This is a genomic window from Ruegeria sp. HKCCD4884, from assembly GCF_013110855.1.
Classification (GTDB): Bacteria; Pseudomonadota; Alphaproteobacteria; order Rhodobacterales; family Rhodobacteraceae; genus Ruegeria.
This window is the reverse complement of record NZ_WVRJ01000003.1, coordinates 133,553-153,093: the sequence shown is the minus strand read 5'-3', so window position 1 is coordinate 153,093 and position 19,541 is coordinate 133,553. Positions and strand designations below refer to the sequence as shown.

Annotated in this window: 18 protein-coding genes; 17 read left to right on the top strand and 1 reads right to left on the bottom strand. The window is 57.7% G+C overall.

Annotated features, from left to right (window positions below; all coding sequences use genetic code 11):
* Positions 1–93: 93 nt before the first annotated feature.
* Positions 94–468, top strand: coding sequence for a glycine zipper family protein (locus tag GS636_RS05530; RefSeq protein WP_171668737.1), 375 nt, complete (start codon positions 94–96; stop codon positions 466–468).
* Here GS636_RS05530 and GS636_RS05525 read toward each other — a convergent pair.
* The gene (locus tag GS636_RS05525; RefSeq protein ID WP_171668736.1) at positions 411–1,646 is read right to left on the bottom strand and encodes an NAD(P)/FAD-dependent oxidoreductase; all 1,236 of its coding nucleotides are present in this window, start codon (positions 1,644–1,646) and stop codon (positions 411–413) included. The two genes, GS636_RS05530 and GS636_RS05525, sit on opposite strands and share 58 nt — an antisense overlap.
* An 811-nt stretch (positions 1,647–2,457) precedes the next feature.
* Between GS636_RS05525 and GS636_RS05520 the strand changes: the two genes are divergently transcribed.
* The 16 genes from GS636_RS05520 to lpxC all read left to right on the top strand — a co-directional run bounded on the left by GS636_RS05520 (position 2,458) and on the right by lpxC (position 19,518).
* Positions 2,458–4,281, top strand: coding sequence for an adenylate/guanylate cyclase domain-containing protein (locus GS636_RS05520; protein ID WP_171668735.1), 1,824 nt, complete (start codon positions 2,458–2,460; stop codon positions 4,279–4,281).
* Between the two features lie 21 nt (positions 4,282–4,302).
* Positions 4,303–5,439 (top strand): phosphatase PAP2 family protein, encoded by a 1,137-nt coding sequence (locus GS636_RS05515; protein ID WP_171668734.1) that lies wholly within the window; start codon positions 4,303–4,305, stop codon positions 5,437–5,439.
* A gap of 18 nt (positions 5,440–5,457) precedes the next feature.
* On the top strand, positions 5,458–7,035 hold the full coding sequence (locus GS636_RS05510; protein WP_171668733.1) for a S8 family serine peptidase: 1,578 nt from the start codon (positions 5,458–5,460) through the stop codon (positions 7,033–7,035).
* Positions 7,036–7,172: 137 nt separating this feature from the next.
* Positions 7,173–8,336, top strand: a complete 1,164-nt coding sequence (gene ftsW, locus GS636_RS05505) for a putative lipid II flippase FtsW (RefSeq protein ID WP_171092315.1) — start codon at positions 7,173–7,175, stop codon at positions 8,334–8,336.
* Positions 8,336–9,433, top strand: a complete 1,098-nt coding sequence (locus GS636_RS05500) for a UDP-N-acetylglucosamine--N-acetylmuramyl-(pentapeptide) pyrophosphoryl-undecaprenol N-acetylglucosamine transferase (RefSeq protein WP_171668732.1) — start codon at positions 8,336–8,338, stop codon at positions 9,431–9,433. Before ftsW ends, GS636_RS05500 begins: the two co-directional genes overlap by 1 nt.
* The gene (murC, locus tag GS636_RS05495; protein WP_171668731.1) at positions 9,430–10,839 is read left to right on the top strand and encodes a UDP-N-acetylmuramate--L-alanine ligase; all 1,410 of its coding nucleotides are present in this window, start codon (positions 9,430–9,432) and stop codon (positions 10,837–10,839) included. The genes GS636_RS05500 and murC overlap by 4 nt, the downstream gene beginning before the upstream one ends.
* Before the next feature lie 75 nt (positions 10,840–10,914).
* Entirely contained in the window at positions 10,915–11,163 is a 249-nt protein-coding gene (locus GS636_RS05490; RefSeq protein ID WP_171092309.1) for a DUF2484 family protein, read from the top strand.
* Positions 11,160–11,426, top strand: a complete 267-nt coding sequence (locus GS636_RS05485) for a DUF2484 family protein (RefSeq protein ID WP_171668730.1) — start codon at positions 11,160–11,162, stop codon at positions 11,424–11,426. The genes GS636_RS05490 and GS636_RS05485 overlap by 4 nt, the downstream gene beginning before the upstream one ends.
* A 21-nt stretch (positions 11,427–11,447) precedes the next feature.
* Positions 11,448–11,741: a hypothetical protein gene (locus tag GS636_RS05480; RefSeq protein ID WP_171092305.1), complete on the top strand. Its 294-nt coding sequence runs from the start codon at positions 11,448–11,450 to the stop codon at positions 11,739–11,741.
* Positions 11,738–12,664, top strand: coding sequence for a UDP-N-acetylmuramate dehydrogenase (murB, locus tag GS636_RS05475; RefSeq protein ID WP_171092303.1), 927 nt, complete (start codon positions 11,738–11,740; stop codon positions 12,662–12,664). Before GS636_RS05480 ends, murB begins: the two co-directional genes overlap by 4 nt.
* A gap of 108 nt (positions 12,665–12,772) precedes the next feature.
* Positions 12,773–13,690: a D-alanine--D-alanine ligase gene (locus GS636_RS05470; RefSeq protein ID WP_253762655.1), complete on the top strand. Its 918-nt coding sequence runs from the start codon at positions 12,773–12,775 to the stop codon at positions 13,688–13,690.
* Entirely contained in the window at positions 13,678–14,685 is a 1,008-nt protein-coding gene (locus GS636_RS05465) for a cell division protein FtsQ/DivIB (RefSeq protein ID WP_171668728.1), read from the top strand. The genes GS636_RS05470 and GS636_RS05465 overlap by 13 nt, the downstream gene beginning before the upstream one ends.
* Before the next feature lie 8 nt (positions 14,686–14,693).
* On the top strand, positions 14,694–16,028 hold the full coding sequence (gene ftsA / locus GS636_RS05460; protein ID WP_171092297.1) for a cell division protein FtsA: 1,335 nt from the start codon (positions 14,694–14,696) through the stop codon (positions 16,026–16,028).
* Entirely contained in the window at positions 16,015–16,434 is a 420-nt protein-coding gene (locus tag GS636_RS05455) for a hypothetical protein (RefSeq protein WP_171092295.1), read from the top strand. The genes ftsA and GS636_RS05455 overlap by 14 nt, the downstream gene beginning before the upstream one ends.
* 345 nt (positions 16,435–16,779) lie before the next feature.
* Positions 16,780–18,384, top strand: coding sequence for a cell division protein FtsZ (gene ftsZ / locus GS636_RS05450; RefSeq protein ID WP_171668727.1), 1,605 nt, complete (start codon positions 16,780–16,782; stop codon positions 18,382–18,384).
* Between the two features lie 213 nt (positions 18,385–18,597).
* On the top strand, positions 18,598–19,518 hold the full coding sequence (gene lpxC, locus GS636_RS05445) for a UDP-3-O-acyl-N-acetylglucosamine deacetylase (protein ID WP_171668726.1): 921 nt from the start codon (positions 18,598–18,600) through the stop codon (positions 19,516–19,518).
* The last annotated feature ends 23 nt before the right edge of the window (positions 19,519–19,541 follow it).

Genomic DNA, 19,541 nt, shown 5'->3' with positions numbered 1-19,541 from the left:
GCTCTGCCGGTTGATCTGGACTTTTCCCAATCAGATTGACACTTTGTGGGAAGTAAGGTTGCGTCACCTTCAGTTCACAAAGAGGTAGCGGATATGTCTGCACGCAAAATTTTCTTCGCCCTTCCTATCGTTGCACTGGCCGGAGCCTGCGCCAATAGCGGGGCGAACTATGTCCCGATCATCGATGGGGCGGTAGGGCCTAATTATCAGTCCGATCTGGCTAATTGTCAGGCGCTGGCACGATCTCAGCCGACGCTCGATAGCAACACTGCCGGCGCCGCTGCCATCGGCGCGGCCGGTGCTGCGGCAACCACTGCAATCATCGACAACAGTGCCAGTGATCTGGGCCGTGCAGCAGCAGCCGGTGCGTTGATCGGTGCTGGTGCAAGCGCGATCAACAACACTCAGAATCAGGAAGTGATCGTGCGCAACTGTATGCGCGGGCGCGGGTATAACGTCGTCGGTTGATGCTTGGCGGCAATGGCAACACCAGCGGCATGGCCTGACGACCATGCCCACTGGAAATTGTAGCCACCCAACCAGCCGGTGACATCCACCGCTTCGCCAATCGCGTAGAGGCCAGGGACATCCTTGGCCTCCATGGTTTTAGAAGACAAATCTTCGGTATCGATCCCACCCAGCGTGACTTCGGCCGTGCGATACCCTTCGGTTCCCGATGGTACCAATTGCCAGGCGGATAGGGTTTCGGTCAGGTCTGTCAGTTTCGCATCTGACTGATCCGCAAGGTTCCCGGACATAGGAATGACCTTACTCAGATAGTCCACCAACCGGGCGGGCAGATGGCGCGCCAGTTCTGTCGTCAAAGCCTTTCGACCCCCGCTCCGACGCTGTGTCCGCAACAGATCGAACAACGGCAGATCACGGATCAGATTTACCCGGATCGCTTCACCCTCGGACCAATAGGATGACAACTGCAACACTGACGGCCCGCTGAGGCCGCGATGCGTGAACAGCAACGCTTCGTCAAAGCTGGTGCGATCGTTTGACAATCGCGCTGGCAAGGAAACACCGGACAAGTCCTTGAACCGACCATCCGAGAAGGTGAACGGGACCAGCGCGGCGCGCGTGTCGGTCACGCGCATGTCGAATTGCCCGGCAATGTCATAGGCAAGCCCGGTCGCGCCCATTTTCGGGATCGACTTGCCGCCGGTGGCCAGCACTAGATTCGCGCAGGTCAGGTGCTGCCGTTGACCGTCACGTTCGACCTCCAATGCAAACCCGCTTTCGGTCTTGCGCAGATCGCGCAGAGACGTTTGCACCCACAGCTCTGCTCCTGCTTCGCGCATCTCGTCCAGCAGCATCTTAATAATCTGTTTCGATGACTCATCACAAAACAGCTGACCCAGCGTTTTCTGGTGCCAGGCGATATTGTGACGCCCAACCAGATCGACAAAATCCCACTGCGTATAACGTGCTAACGCAGATTTGCAGAAATGCGGGTTTTGCGACAGGAAGTTGCTCGGGCTTGTGTACATATTGGTGAAATTACAGCGCCCACCGCCCGATATGCGGATCTTTTCGCCCGGTGCTTTGGCGTGATCAATCACCAAAACGTGCCCGCCACAGTGGGCTGCGCACATCATGCCTGCGGCTCCGGCCCCCAATATGATAGTGTCGAACCTCATGCACCGCCATTGGCGCGGATTCTGTACAATGACAAGAGAGAAAGCCCTGCCAACCGTTGGTGATATTAAAATTCGTTGCAGGATTAACGATTCTCAGAGAACCACGCGCGCCACTTTTCGAGCTGTTGAACAGGCAAAAATGTTCCTACTGCGTTGTGCAACTTGGGAACGGGCCCGCGAGAGCATCTGGATCACTTCGAAATAAACTGCGGGCGGTAAACTGTACATTCGTTATAGTTGAGACATTGGTAAGTTCTATCGAAGCAATAGGACACTTGTTTAGAACGTTATCTGTCCCTTTTGTTTGCATTGGGAAGGCAGCATAACACCATACGTCGATTGGGTTTTCCAGTTCGGTTGCCCCACGCGTTGGATGTGCAAGGCAGCAGTAACGTCGAGGTTTCTGGAGCACGTTCTCAATACTGTCCTTCAGTGTTTTAGCGGCGATTACACGCCCTCTGCGGGAAAGAAACGTCGTTTCTGGCCAATCTCGACCAGCTTGCCACCGCCCTCAGAGCCGTCAGGAAAAGTCCTGTTTGAGGGTGTAAAGCAAAATTAAGTCGACGAAAGTTCATAAAACACATACAATAAGCTGCATTAGATTGAACTTAACATATTTTAGAAACCGAATTTCTCCGTCAGGCCGACAACAGCCTTTTGAAGCCCATTCAGACCAAGGGTCGGTCCTGCGAAAAAAGACGGCGCCGAAACGTGCACAACCTCTGGATCTGCGCCACGCATGCATCGGATGCAGCCTGATCATTCTTGGGGCGGTGCATCCCAATTAGTTAAAGAAGTCAGAGATACGATCATGGGATTAAACCTGAATCTATACAGGCCGACCGAATTGCCTAAGGCACAGCTCAGGGCCATTCTGTTTTTGGATGCTTGCGACTATTCAGTTGAAGTACGCGAAGCTGAAATTGAAACTCTTGCCACAATCCGCCGCGACCTGAATTGCGCCAGCGAACTGGTCCAAAGCTTTCGCGGCTGCGTGACGGGCCTGACGGGTGACGGCCTGTGCGCCGTGTTCCCAAGCGCGCGTGCTGCGGTGGAAACCGCACTGGGGGTGCAGGAGGTGCTGACTCAAAGCGCTGAACGCTATGCAAAAGGGTATCGTATCGGCGTGCATCTGGGTGACACGTTTGAAGTCGATCATCAGATTATTGGTGACGCGGTCAACACGGCAGCCCGGATCGAAAGTGTGGGCTCACCCGGCGAAGTTCTGGTTTCAAGCGTTGTGCGCAATGCATTACGTGGTCGAAACGACTTTCTCTTTAACTCTGTCGGCCGTCCCAAGCTCAAGAATATCGGCGCTTCGCTTGAGCTGTTCACGGTGTCGCGGGCGACGATAGAGGGTGCGCTTGAGCAGGCATCAGCAGCAGGCCCCATGCCGGTACCAACAAGCCAGCCTGCGCGTGTTTCACTGCCGTCTTCGATTGCACACCCCCGTCCGAATTTTGTGGTTGGTCTGTTGTCTCCGGATGTGGGGGCAGGGTCCGAGACGGCCACTTTTGTCTCCAACATCGTTGCTGAACAATTGTCAAAATCGCTGATCGAGATCGAAGCGCTTGAAGTGCAGGATTACCGGGTGTCACAGATCCCGCTCCCGACCGATCCGCTGACGGCAGGGCCTGATCTTTTCTTGCAATGCCGGGCGGCGAGTTGCGGTGACATGCTGCAAGTGTCTGCAACTGCCATGAGGTCTGAAGACCGGAAAGTGATCTGGAGCCAGAACGTCGTGGCTGATCAGGGTGACTTTCTGGGACAAAACTGTTCTGGCCTGACGTCCTTTATCAGCTATGCCACTGATGCATTGCTCACCGCCCTGCTCAACGGGCGTCATATGCGTGATCCGGCAGCGCATCATGCGGCCAAGACGGCGGTTGCGGCCGTGCATCATCTGTTGACGATGAGTGGGCCGGGGTTGGACGAACTGGAAGCCGACATCCTGGCCGCGTACGAGCTTGACCCCAAGCCGGTCTATCTGGCCTGGCTGGCCTATGTGACCACGTTCAAGGTCGGCGAGCGATATGGCACTTGGGACGCTACGCTTGAGGCGCAGGCGCGCGACCTGGCCCGCCGCGCTGTCGAGGCTGACCCCAATAATGGCACTGTGCTAGGTCTTGTTGCCCATGTGCATTCCTACGTTTTCCGCGAGTTTTCGGTCGCACAGGATCTGGTGGACCGCGCGTTGGAACTTAGCCCGTATCGCGCCATGAGCTGGGATTCGGCCGCAATGCTCTACTGCTATACGGATCGACCCGCGTTGGCGCGGGAAGCTGCGCAGCAGGCCAGACTGGTTGGGCGTCACAGCCCGTATCGGCATCTGTTTGACGGTGCGGCCTGCGTTGCGTCGCTGGTCAGTAGCGATTTTGAGAAGTCCATCGAATTTGGTGAATCCGTGATGGAGGTGCAGCCGCAGTTCAAAACCGTCATGCGCTATCTGGCGGCAGCTTACGGACATGCGGGAAACCGCCAGATGGGGGAGCAGGCTTTGAAGCGGCTGATCAACCTGGAGCCGGACATGTCACTGGCGTGCATTCAGCAGGATCGTTTCCCGGTGCCGACCCGGTTCAGCGCGCATCTGATGGAAAGTGGCCTGTCACGGATCGGGTTGCCACAACAGGTTTAAGAGTTTTGGAAGGGGGACAATATGGATTATGTATTCACGCTCAACGCGTTTGGCATGCTTGCGCGACGTGGTGAGTTGATTTCCTGCAAGGCGTTAAAAGCCGCAAGCCTGGGCCAGGGTCAGGGTGATCCGCGTGCAGCAGTTGAAGCCGCGTTGTTTGCCACACAAAGTAAAAACGCTCTGATCTTTATTGAGGCGCTGAGCAAGATCAATCCGACATTGATCACCGCTGATCACCTTGAAGAAATTAGAAAGTACTTTAGCGATAGTGAAGTTTTGCGCTTGTTCGAAGTCGGTGAGGTTATGGATGCAGTTCAGGACGAACTTCTGAACAGATCCGCTTTTGGGGTCGCCGCACTATCGCTCAGCCAAAGCTCGGCCTTTGCGCTCAACCGAAACCGGAACAGAAATCGGAACCGGAACAGAAACCGGAACAGAAATCGCAACCGAAACCGAAATCGGAACCGTAGCGATTTTGCCTTTGAGGGCAGCGAGGCCGCTTTCGGGTGGCGTGAGATCCGCGATATATGCCAGATCGGCGTTCCGCTGGCAGATCAGCTCAAAGGCAAGATCTGGGAGAACATCGATTTGCTTCCGCCTCCTGGGCCGGATGATAGTCTTGAAGAGACGCGCTATCTGCTCAAACTGCAAGGTGCATTGAAAAACGCTGACCAAGCGTTGCGCCGTGAAGAAATCGTCGCGCAGGCCAGTTTCGGGATCGATGACTACCTGTCGCCCCTTGGCATCGAAGACGACGGAGGTTTTGGTGCTACACGAGCGCTAATGGTTATTCTTTTGGAACTGACCAATGAGGTCGGGCTGACCTATAAGAACCGGTTCAGCCGACCGCGCCCGAACATTATTCAGCCGTTGATCCGGCCTTACATTGCGGTGCCATACCACGCCGCTTACCCTTCAAACCATTCCTTCCAGTCCTTCGCAATTGCCGATATGTTTTCGCGTATCCTGCCCGAACACCCTGGTACGATCGCCCTTTTCCATCGGGCACAGCGTATTGCTGAAAACCGCGAATGGGCAGGGCTGCACTATCCCAGCGACACGGCGGCAGGGCGGGAATTGGCCCGCAAGACAGTCGCCTATATGGCCGAGGTTCTGGACGAGCTAATGGACGCCGCCCAGGACGAGTGGCTGGGTTGAGATAGGGGAGGATTTGAGATGACCGACGGTCAGGAAAACTATGAACGTTTCTACTATCTTTGGCATCTGGTCGCGATCAACGCGATCACGGTACCGACCCCTCCGGCAAGCGGTGAGATTTGCCCGGTGATTGGGGATGTGGCTTGGGATTTCACCCCGCCGCCGGACAGCAAGGCACATATCGCTCTGATCGATATGGGTGTCGCGCCCTATCACCCGAATCTGGATGCACCAACAGGGGACGGACAGATTCTATGGGACGATGCGATTGATCTTGCCAGCCATCCATATGGGGTGAAATACGATCTGCTGACCTCGTTCCCAGCGGCTGCCAAGCATCGGGAAGAAAAGGTTTCTTGGCTGAATGGCTTGCCCGCAGGCTCGACCATCGGCACGCTCACTTCGGCAGAAGAAAAGATCGTCGATGAAATCCGGTCAGGGTGCGGTGTCAAACGGTATGTTCACGCCTATGATGACCGCTATGCCGCGCACGGGACCAGCTGCGCAGGTCTAACCAGCGGCACCTCATATGCGGCTGATCAGTTCGGTAACGCGGGCAACATCGCAACCTATTTCGGTGTCGACCCGCTGAGCAAAGTCCTGCCAATCACCACCTCAATCTCTCCCAGTCCGCGAGAACTGATTGCAGCGTTCCTGTATGCCTTTTCGAAGGATGTCGAGGTGATCCTTTTCCCAAGGGATGTTGCGGACCCGAACCATTGGCCGGGGTATCCTGATCTAGATGACGACGAAAAGACGCGGATTCACGAAACCAAGCTAGGTGAGCCGTCACAGGATGCACTTGGCATCAGCGCGGACTGGGCTCTTCTGAGCAAGGTCATCACATGGGTCAGCAAAAAAATCCCTGTGGTTTGCGCTGCGGGCAATGATGGCAGAAGCAAGTTGATCTACCCCGCCAGCTTGTCGTCCGACACAGATAACGGTGTCATTTCTGTAGGTGCCGTGAGTTATCAGGCTTTTCGGTCTGGCTATTCAAACTATTCGTCCGACGACCACCTGACCGTTGTGGCCCCTTCGGATGACGGAGAGGTGTATAACCGGAACCAGATCCGCCTTGACCGGCAAGCCGCTTCAGCTGGCGATTTTCACGTAGATCCCGACTTGCACAAGAAACCGGGATCTTGCACGGAAAAAATACCTTACCTTAGCTATTCACCTCAGCGACTTGTCACGCTCGACGTGCCGGGACCTCGTGGTTATGTTGAAGGAACGCTTGCGGGGCCGGTCGCTGCTCGGGCAAAAGCAGGAGACGATCCGGCTGGGCTGTACACAGAGTTTGGCGGTACGTCTGGCGCTTGTGCTCTGGTCGCCGGGGCGATTGCCTTGATGCAGCGAAAATCTGCGGTCAATTTGTCGGGAAAGGACATCAAGGACCTGTTCGAGGGGCTGAATGCAAGTCCAACTCGACACAGTGTTGCACATTGGTATTGGTTGCCCGCCGCAGTTAATGAGCTTCAGGTGGACGACGTGAACGGGAAAAAGGATGCCGCCGGTAATCCGGTCATGCCTTCCAAGGATGAGCTTTTTGGAAAAGCGGGTCTTCTGGACGTTGCAAAGCTGCTGGCGCTGGTCTGATCATTCGAACGAAACAGCATGGGGGCTGAAAATCTGGTTTGGCCCTCATTCCACTAGCCCAAACACCAAATTGCATGTAGACTCTCAAACAGATCCCGAAAACGGGACGTTAACGAGGCAGAGAGTGGCGGTATCTCATGACTGAGATGGTGTATGGCGCGGTCCAGGACCAGCGCGGAGAACCGATTCTACCAAAGTGGTGGCGTACAATTGATCGCTGGACGATGTCCTGCGTGTTGATCCTTTTCACCATCGGTCTGTTGTTGGGTTTGGCTTCATCGCCGCCGCTGGCCGGGCGCAACGGGTTCGATCCTTTCCATTATGTTGAGCGTCAGGCCATCTTCGGCGGATTGGCGCTGATCGCGATGCTGCTGACATCGATGATGTCACCGACGCTGGTGCGGCGCTTGGCCGTTCTTGGTTTTCTGGCGTCATTTGTAGCGCTGGTCTTCCTTCCGGTCTTCGGAACCGACTTTGGCAAAGGTGCTGTCCGCTGGTATTCGCTGGGCTTTGCCTCTCTGCAACCGTCCGAGTTCTTGAAGCCCGGTTTCATTGTCGTGGCCGCATGGTTGCTGGCGGCCTCGCAAGAGATCAATGGCCCTCCTGGGCGTATCTGGTCCTTCGCGCTGTGCATGTCGATCGTCGGGATGTTGGTGATGCAGCCCGATTTCGGTCAGGCCTGCCTGATCCTGTTCGGCTGGGGCGTGATGTATTTCGTGGCAGGGGCCCCGATGCTTTTGCTCGTCGGCATGGCAGGCGCGGTCGTTTTGGCTGGTATGTTTGCCTATTCAAACTCCGAACACTTTGCCCGCCGCATCGATGGCTTCTTGAATCAAGAGGTCGATCCGACCACCCAGCTTGGCTATGCCACCAACGCCATTCGCGAAGGCGGGTTGTTCGGCGTTGGTGTCGGGGAAGGGCAAGTGAAATGGTCCCTGCCTGATGCCCATACCGATTTCATCATTGCTGTCGCGGCCGAGGAATACGGCCTGATCCTGGTGCTGATCATCATCGCGCTCTATGCGTTGATTGTCGTGCGCTCGTTGCTGCGGCTGATGCGCGAACGGGACATGTTCATACGTCTGGCAGGCACCGGATTGGCCTGTATGTTCGGCGTTCAGGCGATGATCAACATGGGCGTCGCCGTGCGCCTGTTGCCCGCCAAGGGCATGACGTTGCCTTTCGTCAGCTATGGCGGCTCGTCGCTGATTGCGGGTGGCATTGCCATCGGCATGTTGCTGGCCTTTACCCGAACCCGTCCACAGGGCGAGCTTGGTGATATTCTGCGCGGACGAGGATAATGGGGAACCCTTACCTGTTAATTGCGGCTGGCGGAACCGGGGGGCATATGTTCCCCGCTCAGGCCCTGGCCGAGGCTTTGCTTCACAAAGGTTGGCGCGTGCGCTTGTCCACCGATGCACGCGGTGCGCGCTATACCGGCGCCTTCCCGGATGCGACCGAGATTACCGAGGTGTCCTCGGCCACCTTTGCGCGCGGCGGTTTAGCAGCCAAGGCGCTGGTCGGCCCCAAGATCGTGGGCGGCGTGACCAGCATGGCGTTCCAGATGATGCGTAATAAGCCCGACGTGGTTGTCGGGTTTGGCGGGTATCCGTCGATCCCTGCGCTGGGCGCGGCAACACTGCTGAAAATCCCGCGCATGATCCATGAACAGAACGGTGTCTTGGGCCGTGTGAACAAGCTGTTCGCCACTCGCGTTGCACAGGTTGCTTGCGGTGTCTGGCCAACCGATCTGCCCGAGGGGGCACAGGGCGTCCACACAGGCAATCCGGTGCGCGCCGCCGTTCTGGACCGCGCCGCCGCGGGATACATTCCACCCGGCGATTATCCGATGTCGATTTTGGTCATGGGCGGCTCACAAGGTGCGCGTATCCTCAGCGACGTGGTGCCCGAGGCCATTGCCGCCTTGCCTGAAAACATCCGCAACCACATCCGCGTTTCACATCAGGCCCGGGATGAGGACAGTGCACGAGTCACAGCGTTTTACAATGATCATGGCATCCGCGCCGAAGTTCAGACCTTTTTCGCGGACGTGCCCCGTCGCATGTCGGACGCCCAATTGGTCATTTCGCGTTCGGGTGCATCCAGCGTGGCCGATATCTCGGTCATCGGGCGACCCTCGATCCTGATCCCCTTTGCCGCCGCTGCCGGAGACCACCAAACCGCCAATGCGCGTGGCTTGGTACAGGCGGGCGGTGCGATCATGATCCCTGAAAATGCGCTTGACGTTCGCGCCTTGACGCAGCAAATCACCACGGTTCTGACCAACCCCGAAGCCGCACAGAAAATGGCCCATGCCGCCCTTTCGACCGGTGCCCCCGACGCGACCGAGCGTTTGGTGCATCTTGTCGAACAACTGGCGCAGAAGGAGACCGCATGAATCCTGCAACCAAACTGCCGCAAGACGTAGGACCGATCCACTTTGTAGGGATCGGAGGGATCGGGATGTCCGGGATCGCCGAGGTGCTTTTGAATCTGGGGTATCGGGTGCAGGGCTCGGACCTGAAGGCATCGAAGATCACTGACCGGCTGGCGGGTTTGGGGGCTGAAATCTTCGTCGGGCAGCGGGCTGAAAACCTTGAAAACGCCGCTGTTGTGGTTGTTTCGACTGCGATTAAACCCGGCAACCCGGAACTGGATGAGGCACGCGCCCAAGGACTGCCCGTTGTCCGGCGTGCTGACATGCTGGCCGAGTTGATGCGCCTGCGCTCGAACATCGCGATTGCGGGCACACACGGCAAGACCACCACGACCACGATGATGGCTGAGCTAATGGTGGCGGGTGACTTCGACCCAACCGTGATCAATGGCGGCATCATCCACGCCTATGGCTCGAATGCGCGCATGGGGCAGGGCGAATGGATGGTGGTTGAGGCGGATGAATCCGACGGCTCGTTCAATCGTCTGCCCGCGACCATCGCAATCGTTACCAATATCGACCCTGAGCATATGGAGCATTGGGGGGATTTCGACAAATTGCGTGATGGGTTCCACGAATTCGTCTCGAACCTGCCTTTCTATGGTCTGGCCGTTTGCTGCACGGATCATGCCGAGGTGCAGGCTTTGGTCGGGCGCATCACGGACCGCCGTGTGCGCACCTATGGCTTCAATGCTCAGGCAGATGTGCGGGCCGAGAATCTGACCTACAAAGGCGGCGTTGCGCATTTCGACATTCACCTGCAATACGAAGACAAAGTGATTGAAGGTTGCACCCTGCCGATGCCTGGGGACCACAACGTCTCGAACGCGCTGTCTGCGGTGGCGGTTGCGCGCCATCTGGGCATGAAAGCGAATGAGATCCGTGATGCGCTTGCCAATTTTGGCGGCGTTAATCGTCGCTTCACCAAGGTCGGAGAAGTCGATGGGGTTACCATCATCGATGACTATGGGCATCACCCGGTCGAAATCGCTGCTGTCCTCAAAGCTGCGCGCCAAGCAACCGAAGGTCGTGTCATCGCTGTCCACCAACCTCATCGTTACTCACGTCTTTCCAACTTGTTTGATGATTTCTGTACTTGTTTCAACGATGCGGATGTCGTGGCCATCGCCGAGGTTTTTGCCGCCGGGGAAGACCCGATTGAAGGCGCCTCGCGCGACGATCTGGTACAGGGCCTGATCCGTCACGGCCATCGCCACGCACGAGCGCTGTTGGACGAAAACGATCTTGAACGTCTGGTGCGGGAACAAGCCCGTCCAGGGGACATGGTCGTCTGTCTCGGGGCGGGGACCATCAGTGCATGGGCCAATGGTCTGCCAGAGAGACTGATGAGAAAACAAGCCGTTTGACATTCCGGGCCGTTGGTGCGCAACCATAGGGTGTATTGACCTGCTAACCGCCATCACCATCCTTTGGAGGGGGAAATGGATTTTTCCGTGATCTTTTCAGCCCTCTGGGTAATCTGTGCCACTGTTGTGGCGATGATGCCAATGCGGCTGCAATTCCCACCGGGGATTGTACTTTTGATTTGTGCGCCGGTTTTGATCGTTTGGTTGGGATATGACCATGGTTGGGTTTGGTCTGCTCTCGCTTTTGGCGGCTTTGTTTCGATGTTCCGCAATCCGATCCGCTTTTTCTGGCGTAAATGGACGGGCCGAGAGGTGGCGGAATGAGTTGGTCCCTTGCTCTGGCCGCTCTTTGGGGGTTGTCCGCCAATATCCTTGCGATGGTTCCCAGCAAGGATAACCACTGGACACGTGCTTATATCCTGATTGTCGTGGGAATCCCGATTCTCGGTTATGTCACATATCAGCACGGTCCGTGGATCGGCCTGTTGGTGCTGGGTATGGGCATGTCGATGCTGCGCTGGCCGGTGATTTACCTGAGCCGTTGGACAAAAGCGAAAATGCAGGGCATGAAGGCGGCCAACAAGTAACGGCCATATTCAGGAGGCCACATGGTCGATATTGCCACATTCGCCTATTTGCCACTCATTTCTTTGATACTTGGCGGAGTTGCCGGGCTTATTGCCGGGCTCTGGATCGGTGTGAGAGGATTGTTTTGGCTCATCGGCCTGACCTCGGCAGTTGCGTTGGCGCTGATCGTTTTGCTGGCGGGCGTCAGCACGGGCGAGGAGGAGCAGGCATTTGGTCCCTTCATCTGGCTGACTGGATCGGTCCTGCCGTTCCTTCTTGCTGTTATCGTGGGTGGTGTTGGCGGGCGCAGCCTGGCGAAAAAGTCAACCACATGAGCAATCTGCCCGAAGTTCGGGGTCGTCTGACCCCGGCCCGACCGCTGAACGATCTGACATGGCTGCGCGTTGGTGGCCCCGCAGACTACTTATTCCAACCCGCCGACGTCGAGGACCTGCAAACGTTTTTGCGCGGTCTTCCGTCGGATGTTCCGGTTTTCCCAATGGGTGTCGGTTCAAACCTGATCGTGCGTGACGGTGGCTTGCGCGCTGTGGTGATCCGCTTGGGACGCGGTTTCAACGGGATCGAGATCGAAGGAAACACGGTCACCGCAGGCGCGGCGGCATTGGACGCCCATGTGGCGCGCAAAGCAGCGGATGCCGGGGTCGATCTGACCTTTTTGCGTACCATACCCGGTTCTGTTGGCGGGGCGGTTCGGATGAACGCGGGCTGTTATGGCAGCTACACGGCGGATGTCTTGCGCAAAGCGACTATTGTCACCCGACGGGGTGAGTTGCTTGACCTGACCCCCGAAGATCTGAACTTCCGCTACCGCCAGTCCGATCTGCCTGAAGGCTCCGTGTTGATTTCGGCGACGTTTCAAGGGCCCTCTGGCGACCCGGCAGAGCTTCACGCCCGCATGGAAGCGCAACTGAAAAAGCGTGATGAAACCCAGCCCACTAAAGATCGTAGCGCCGGGTCAACTTTCCGCAATCCGGCCGGGTTTTCGTCGACGGGGCAGGCGGATGACGTGCATGATCTCAAGGCGTGGAAAGTGATCGATGACGCCGGAATGCGTGGCGCGACGCTGGGTGGTGCACAGATGAGCCCCAAACACTCGAATTTCCTGATCAATACCGGCGCGGCCACTGCCGCTGACCTGGAAGGTCTGGGCGAAGAAGTGCGAAAAAAGGTTTACGAAACAAGCGGCATCACGCTAGAGTGGGAAATCATGCGGGTCGGTGATCCGCTGAAAGAATAAAGCCCCAACCGTCAGACCAATAACAGGCTAATTCAGGCGACGGATCAAAGGCATAACGCAGTACGGACCACCACATAAGGTCCGGGGACATTGAGGCGCACGTTGGGAATGTCGAGCAGGACAAACCCCAAAGTGGCGGTATTGATGGGTGGACCCTCGGCGGAACGCGAGGTGTCTCTCAGCTCTGGGCGCGAATGCGCAGCCGCCCTTGTGGGAGAAGGCTTTGAAGTGGTCGAACTGGACGCAGGTCCCGACCTTTATGCGCGCCTTTTGGACATCAAACCGGATGTGGCTTTCAACGCCCTGCATGGACGCTGGGGTGAAGATGGTTGTGTGCAGGGTCTGCTGGAGTGGATGCGGATTCCCTACACCCATTCCGGCGTTTTGGCCTCGGCCCTCGCGATGGATAAACAGCGCAGCAAAGAAGTGTATCAGGCCGAGGGCTTGCCGATCGTGCCCAGCGTGATCGTGCCAAAGGTCGAAGTTATCGAAGTCCACGTGATGGAGCCACCCTATGTGGCCAAGCCCAATAATGAGGGTTCAAGCGTCGGTATCTACATCGTGCACGAAAACGCCAATGGTCCGCCGCAGCTGGATGAAGCGATGCCCGAGCAGGTCATGGTCGAGAAATACGTGGCCGGGCGCGAGCTGACCGTGACTGTGATGGGGGACCGACCCCTGACCGTGACCGAGATCATGACGGATGATGGCTGGTACGACTACGACGCCAAGTACAAACCCGGCGGATCTTGGCATGTTCTGCCCGCTGACGTTCCGCAAGAAATTTTCGATCGTTGCATGGATTACGCCGTGCGCGCGCATGATGTGTTGGGGTGCAGGGGCGTCAGCCGTACCGATTTCCGGTGGGATGACAGCATGGGCGCTGATGGTCTGTTTCTGCTGGAAACCAACACGCAACCCGGAATGACGCCCACGTCGCTGGCCCCGGAACAGGCCGCCCATCTGGGCATGACATTTGGCCAGCTATGCGCCTGGATGGTGGAGGACGCCTCATGCGACCGTTGACCGCCAGCCGTTCACTGGAAATCCATCGATCCAAACCGCTTGCGGGGCCGGATGCTGATTTCGCATCCGCAGACACGGAAACGCACGAAGCAGAGCCGATTTTGCGCCTGCGCGGGGCGCGGGTGTTTTCCCGCACCGCACGCCGCAGCGATCCGGCACCGTCGCGCCTGAGCTACAGGCTTCAGCGCTGGATGCTCACGCCGGGCATCCGCATGGGTGTCAAAGTCGGTTTGCCGATCTGTGCTGTTGCTGCGGCCGTTGGGCTTTACTTCGCCTCGCCAGAGCGGCGCGATGCTGTCACGGCCTTTGTTGCCGATATACGCACTTCGATTCAGGAACGTCCTGAGTTCATGGTCAATCTGATGGCCATTGATGGGGCTGGCACCAGCTTGTCCGAGGACATCCGCGAGGTCGTGCCTTTGGATTTCCCGATCAGTTCCTGGGACCTGGATGTCGAACACATGCGCGATACGATAACCGGCCTGGACCCGGTGAAATCAGCAACCGTGCGCATCCGTCCGGGCGGTATCCTGCAGGTGGATGTAGTTGAGCGTCAGCCAGCGATAGTCTGGCGCACCCGCGATGGGCTGGAATTGTTGGATGATACCGGAGCCCACGTCAAAGAGACTCCTTCGCGTAAGGACCATTCAGACCTGCCTTTGATTGCCGGCAAGGGCGCGGACGCTCATGTCGCTGAAGCGCTTGAGATCTTTCAAACCTCGCGCAGCCTGGGCAACCGCGTGCGTGGGCTGGTGCGCGTGGGCGAGCGGCGCTGGGATCTGGTTCTGGACCGTGGCCAGCGCATCATGTTGCCGACCACCCGCCCGGTGCGTGCGCTCGAACGCGTGCTGGCTGTCAACGAAGTGCAGGACCTTCTGGAACGTGATGTGGCCGTTGTCGACATGCGCCTTGGCCAGCGTCCAACCATCCGAATGAGCAAAGCCGCCAGCGAAGACTGGTGGAATACAAAAGTGAACGTGAGTAACGGGCAGTAACGACCATGATGACCGATCTTTATCAGTCCCAACGCGCTATGCGTCAGATGCGGCGGCAGGCATTGCAACGCGGTGTGATTGCCATTCTGGATGTGGGTAGCTCAAAGATCGCCTGCCTTGTTTTGCGTTTTGACGGCACGGGTCGGCTGAGTGAAGACAACACCATCGGTTCGATGGCTGGCCAGACCGGGTTCCGCGTCATTGGCGCGGCGACCACGCGCTCGCGCGGTGTACAATTTGGCGAAGTCACCGCCATGCAGGAAACCGAACGCGCCATCCGCACCGCGTTGCAAGCGGCGCAGAAGATGGCCGATATGCGAGTCGATCACGTGATCGCTTGTTTCTCGGGGGCCAATCCGCGCTCTTATGGGTTGGATGCGCAAGTCGACCTTGATGGTCAGCTTGTGACCGAGGCCGAGGTCGGCCGTGTTCTGAACGCCTGCGACGTGCCAGATTACGGTGAGGGGCGCGAGGTGTTGCATGCGCAGCCGGTGAACTTTGCGCTCGACAACCGATCGGGTCTGATCGATCCCCGCGGCCAGATGGGTCAAAGCCTCGCGGTCGACATGCATATGTTGACCGTAGACGCGATGGCGATCCAGAATATCGTGCGTTGTATCAAGCGTTGTGATCTTGAGCTCGCAGGTATTGCCAACTCGGCATACGTGTCGGGCATCTCAGCCTTGGTCGAGGACGAGCAGGAGCTGGGCGCAGCCTGTATCGACATGGGTGGTGGCACCACCAGCGTGTCGATCTTCATGAAGAAGCACATGATCTATGCGGATTGCGTCGGTATGGGGGGCGATCACGTAACCAGCGACATCTCGATGGGTTTGGGTGTGCCTGCGGCTGTGGCCGAACGGATCAAAACCTTCAACGGGGGCGTGCACGCAACCGGGGCCGATGACCGGGATATGATCGATATCGGTGGTGACACGGGCGACTGGGAACATGACCGCCGCACCGTCAGCCGGGCCGAGCTGATCGGCATCATGCGCCCGCGCGTCGAAGAGATTCTGGAAGAGGTCCGCGTGCGTCTTGACGCCGCTGGGTTCGAACATATGCCAAGCCAACAAATCGTTCTGACAGGAGGCGGTAGCCAGATCATGGGGCTGGACGGACTTGCCACCCGCATTCTGGGACAGCGCGTGCGTCTGGGACGCCCGTTGCGTGTGCATGGCCTGCCGCAATCGGCGACAGGCCCTGCGTTTTCCTCAGCCGTGGGTCTCAGCCTGTTTGCGGCCCATCCTCAGGATGAATGGTGGGATTTCGAGATCCCGGTCGACACCTATGCTGCGCGCCCGTTCAAACGCGCAGTGCGGTGGTTCCGTGATAACTGGTAAGCACTTGCGCTGGGCCGCGCTGGGCGCTGCCCTGTTGCCGGGCTGGGCCACGGCGCAGAGTATGATCACGCCAGACGCGTTTCTGGACGCTGCGGTCGGCAAAACGCTTACGTTTTACGAGATTCGCAGTGGCGATCTGGTCGGGACAGAGCAATTTCTGAACCGTCGCGTCTCGGTTTGGCGGGAAGAGGGACGTGGATGTGTTTATGGGCAAATCACAACGCCAAACGGTCAGATCTGCTTTCTTTATGACAACGATCCGGACGGAATCCCGGTTTGCTGGTGGCCGTTTTTGCACGAAGGCCGTCTGATGGTGAGGCTGGCTTCATTTGCAGACGGAGAAATTCAGGAAGTGCGTAGTATCACGGAAAGCAGCCTGAACTGTCCAAACGCCCCGACCAGTTGAAGTTTCTGGTTGCGGCGCGCAGATTTATCCCTCAAAATATCCACAGGGCCCGTCAGAGGTCTCGCGGCAGGACCTGAGCAGTTTTCCGCAGTGTAGAAATAGTCTGTCTGAGCGCGAAGGAGAGGATTCCTTCGCGTGGTGATGGGTGTCTTGTTATGGTCGCCGATGTTTCCGCTATATCTGGCAGTGCTTGCGAAATGCCGCCGGTTGCTGCCTTATTTCCTCCATATTTTGTGGCAAAACGCGATTTTTGACGTGACCTTTTCGCATCATCCGGCTAAAATCGAACAAGGATAGGTAAGAAAAACACCGCTTTGGCGGGACATAAATACAGGCGGACAGAGCATGACATTGAATCTTTCGATGCCCGGGCACGACGAACTGAAGCCTCGGATTACAGTATTTGGCGTTGGCGGTGCAGGCGGGAACGCCGTCAATAATATGATTGAGAAACAGCTGGACGGCGTCGACTTTGTGGTCGCCAACACCGACGCGCAAGCGCTGCAGCAAAGCCAGTCTTCGGCACGCGTGCAGTTGGGCGTGAAGGTCACCGAAGGTCTGGGCGCAGGGGCTCGTCCAACCGTTGGCGCGGCAGCCGCCGAAGAAAGCATCGAGCAGATCGTCGATCATCTGGCAGGCGCGCATATGTGCTTTATCACCGCCGGTATGGGCGGCGGCACCGGCACCGGCGCTGCACCGATCATCGCGCAAGCCGCCCGTGAATTGGGTGTGCTGACGGTGGGTGTCGTCACTAAGCCTTTCCAATTCGAAGGCGCCAAGCGGATGCGTCAGGCCGAAGACGGCGTTGAAGCACTGCAAAAGGTTGTCGACACGCTGATTATCATCCCGAACCAGAACCTGTTCCGTCTGGCCAACGAAAAAACCACCTTTACTGAGGCGTTCTCGATGGCAGACGACGTGCTGTATCAAGGCGTTAAGGGTGTTACGGACCTGATGGTTCGCCCGGGCTTGATCAACCTCGATTTTGCCGACGTTCGTGCCGTAATGGACGAGATGGGCAAGGCGATGATGGGAACCGGCGAGGCAACCGGCGAAGATCGTGCGGTTCAAGCGGCAGAAAAAGCCATTGCCAACCCGCTGCTGGACGAAATCAGCCTCAAAGGCGCGAAGGGCGTGTTGATCAACATCACCGGCAGCCACGACCTGACCCTGTTCGAACTGGACGAAGCGGCCAACCGCATTCGCGAAGAAGTGGACCCCGAAGCAAACATCATCGTCGGGTCGACGCTGGACACAGCCATGGAAGGCGGCATGCGTGTATCGGTCGTTGCGACCGGTATCGACGCCAGCGAAAAACCCGTGGATGTACCTGTTGCGCGTCGGTCAATGTCCGAGCCACTGACACGCACCGTTTCGGCGGAAGAGCACATTCAGGAAGACGCACCTGTTGCAGCCGAAATGGTAGAAGCCGCGCCTCAGATGGAAGAGCCTCGTGAACCTTCGCTGTTTGAGACAGCGGAAGAGCCTGCGCAACCGCAGTTCCAGCCGCGAGACGAGCGGGAAGAGGATGATCTGCCGCCTCCGGCGTACCAGCCGCGCGTCGCCGACTTTGAGCCGCAGCCCGAACACGTCGAACCCGCGCCCGAAAGCTTTGTCGCCCCGCGCGGCCATGCGGCAGGGACACCGTCGCCTGAAGCGCTGCAGCGTCTGCAGGCGGCTGTACAAAAGGTTCCGTCTGCGCCGCAGCGTCCGGCTGCACCGCGTCAGCCCGAGGCCGTTTCGCAGCCCGAACCTGAAGAGCGGTCGCGTTTTGGCTTCAATCGTCTGATCGATCGGATGACCGGTCACGCAGCGGATACACCGGCGCAAGCACCACGTCAGCAACCGGTTCTGCGCCAGTCCGAGGCCACCGCGCCGGTCCAGGATGAGGCCGATCCCGAGCAGGATCGTATCGAAATTCCTGCCTTCCTGCGCCGCCAAGCCAACTGATCGCGGTAACAAAATCCACTCACAGGGCCGCTTCTTAGCGGCCCTTTATCGTTTAGAAATGGTGGTTTACGAATATGTAAGCAGGGTTTTGCCGATCTGTTACATACATGTTTCATTCGGTTACAAAGAGTGAGTTGAGCCTTGACGCAGGCTTCCTTAACTGAGTGTCCAACACAGCCCTCGCAGGCTGGACACTGCTCACCGAGGCCCATTTTGCAACATACGCTCAAATCTCCGGTCACGTTCAAAGGCGTTGGACTGCATGGCGGCCAACCCGCAACCATGGTTCTCAAGCCTGCTGCAGCGGGGCATGGGATTTGGTTCAAACGTACGGATATTCATCTGGGCGATGCAATGATCCCCGCCATCTACCATTCGGTCGAGCGTACCCCGCTCTGCACCCGACTGGTGAATGACTCAGGCGTCTCGGTCTCGACCATCGAACATATCATGGCCGCTTTGGCCGGATGCGGTGTTCATAACGCGTTGATCGAGATTGACGGTCCCGAAGTACCGATCATGGACGGGTCGTCGATTGATTTTGTGCGCGGGATCATGGCCAAAGGCGTACGCCGTCAGGCCAGCCCGGTTCTGGCCTATGAGGTTCTAAAGCCCGTGACTGCATCGCGCGAAGGCGCGGATGCCAGTATCGTTCCTGCCGACGGTTTGATCATCGACTTCCACATTGATTTCGAAGACAGCGCAATCGGCAGCCAGACCAAAACGCTGGATATGCGCAACGGTTCCTTTGCGCGCGAACTCAGCGATTGCCGTACATTCTGCCGTCGCACGGATGTCGAAGCCATGCGTGCCAACGGGCTGGCCTTGGGCGGTACGCTGGACAATGCCGTTGTTGTTCAGGGCGACGAGGTGCTGACGCCCGGTGGTTTCCGCCGCGCCGACGAAGCTGTGCGTCACAAGATGCTGGATGCTCTAGGTGACCTTTATCTGGCAGGTGGTCCGATTCTGGGCCATTTCACCGGTAACAAGTCGGGCCATTCTCTGACCAATACCCTTCTGCGCAACCTGTTCGAGACACCCGGTGCGGTGCGTCCGGTGCTGTGCACGCCGCAGCAGGCCGCACGTCTGCCGGGGCAGGGGCTTATTGTAAACGAAATTCCGGAAGTCGCCTGATCAGATCAACTCTGACGACATTT

What these genes read in the sequence shown, in the direction of transcription:
- GS636_RS05485 (WP_171668730.1), top strand. Translation starts at nt 11,160, where the DNA reads ATGAGTTGGTCCCTTGCTCTGGCCGCTCTTTGGGGGTTGTCCGCCAAT.
- ftsW (WP_171092315.1), top strand. Translation starts at nt 7,173, where the DNA reads ATGACTGAGATGGTGTATGGCGCGGTCCAGGACCAGCGCGGAGAACCG.
- GS636_RS05480 (WP_171092305.1), top strand. Translation starts at nt 11,448, where the DNA reads ATGGTCGATATTGCCACATTCGCCTATTTGCCACTCATTTCTTTGATA.
- GS636_RS05515 (WP_171668734.1), top strand. Translation starts at nt 4,303, where the DNA reads ATGGATTATGTATTCACGCTCAACGCGTTTGGCATGCTTGCGCGACGT.
- GS636_RS05510 (WP_171668733.1), top strand. Translation starts at nt 5,458, where the DNA reads ATGACCGACGGTCAGGAAAACTATGAACGTTTCTACTATCTTTGGCAT.
- GS636_RS05525 (WP_171668736.1), bottom strand. Translation starts at nt 1,646, where the DNA reads ATGAGGTTCGACACTATCATATTGGGGGCCGGAGCCGCAGGCATGATG.
- GS636_RS05530 (WP_171668737.1), top strand. Translation starts at nt 94, where the DNA reads ATGTCTGCACGCAAAATTTTCTTCGCCCTTCCTATCGTTGCACTGGCC.
- ftsA (WP_171092297.1), top strand. Translation starts at nt 14,694, where the DNA reads ATGACCGATCTTTATCAGTCCCAACGCGCTATGCGTCAGATGCGGCGG.
- ftsZ (WP_171668727.1), top strand. Translation starts at nt 16,780, where the DNA reads ATGACATTGAATCTTTCGATGCCCGGGCACGACGAACTGAAGCCTCGG.
- GS636_RS05500 (WP_171668732.1), top strand. Translation starts at nt 8,336, where the DNA reads ATGGGGAACCCTTACCTGTTAATTGCGGCTGGCGGAACCGGGGGGCAT.
- murC (WP_171668731.1), top strand. Translation starts at nt 9,430, where the DNA reads ATGAATCCTGCAACCAAACTGCCGCAAGACGTAGGACCGATCCACTTT.
- GS636_RS05470 (WP_253762655.1), top strand. Translation starts at nt 12,773, where the DNA reads ATGTCGAGCAGGACAAACCCCAAAGTGGCGGTATTGATGGGTGGACCC.
- murB (WP_171092303.1), top strand. Translation starts at nt 11,738, where the DNA reads ATGAGCAATCTGCCCGAAGTTCGGGGTCGTCTGACCCCGGCCCGACCG.
- GS636_RS05490 (WP_171092309.1), top strand. Translation starts at nt 10,915, where the DNA reads ATGGATTTTTCCGTGATCTTTTCAGCCCTCTGGGTAATCTGTGCCACT.
- GS636_RS05465 (WP_171668728.1), top strand. Translation starts at nt 13,678, where the DNA reads ATGCGACCGTTGACCGCCAGCCGTTCACTGGAAATCCATCGATCCAAA.
- GS636_RS05520 (WP_171668735.1), top strand. Translation starts at nt 2,458, where the DNA reads ATGGGATTAAACCTGAATCTATACAGGCCGACCGAATTGCCTAAGGCA.